Source organism: Allobosea sp. P1_A7 (assembly GCF_056406775.1).
On sequence record NZ_JBFTZN010000604.1, the window covers coordinates 1 to 969 of the forward strand.

A 969-nucleotide genomic window follows, 5' to 3' on the forward strand; every position below is an offset into this window, starting at 1 on the left:
GGATGCGACAGCTGCCATCTCGCATGAGTTCGCGGCGGCGGTGTACCGGGTCGGTCACTCCCTGATCGGCCAGACCATGACCGTGCTCGATGCCGACGGTCAGCCGAAGCAGGTCGCGCTGTTCGACGCCTTCCTGAATCCGACGAACGACGCCGGCGCCTTCACCGCTCCCTTGCCTCCCGGCTATACCCCGCAGCCCGGCTATGAGCAGCTTGGTGTCGGATCGATCCTGGGCGGCATCATCAGGCAGCCGGCGGAGGAGGTTGACTTCAACATTGTCGACGCGGTGCGCAACGATCTGGTGCGCATCAATGCCGACCTCTTCGCCTTCAATGTGGCCCGCGGCTGGGATGTCGGGCTTGGCACCTTGAACCAGGTGCGTTCGGATCTTGCCGCTTCGGAAGATCTCTATGTCTCCGACGCCGTCGGATATGCCGGAGACCTCTCGCCTTATACCTCGTGGGCGGATTTCCAGCAGCGCAACAATCTGAGCGATGCAGTGATCGCCCAGTTCAAGCAGGCCTATCCGGACCTCGTCCTGGATGCCAATGAGATCGCTGCCTTCCGGGCGATCAACTCGAAGATCAGCGTGGCCATCCAGGCCGACGGCACCGGCATCGTGAAGGGGATCGACCGGGTCGATCTCTGGGTCGGTGGCCTTGCCGAGACGCATATCAATGGCGGCATGGTCGGGCAGACCTTCTGGGTCGTGCTGCATGAACAGTTTGACCGCCTGCAGGAGGCCGACCGGTTCTACTATCTCGACCGTGTCGAGAACTTCGACTTCTACGAGAATTTCATCGASGGCCAGGAGTTCGCGGACATCATCGCCCGCAATACCAGCCTGACCAATCTGCCGGAGAACATCTTCGAGACCGTCGTTGGCGATGACGGCGACAACGGTACCGGCACGGGGGACGGTGACGGCGACGATGACGACGATGACGACGATGACGGCACCGGCAACGG

At 62.1% G+C, this 969-nt stretch carries 1 protein-coding gene; it reads left to right on the top strand.

Features of this window, described 5'->3' with window-relative positions; all coding sequences use genetic code 11:
- Positions 1–969: peroxidase family protein (locus AC1D34_RS37950; protein ID WP_476827075.1), on the top strand; the 969-nt coding region annotated here is incomplete at both ends.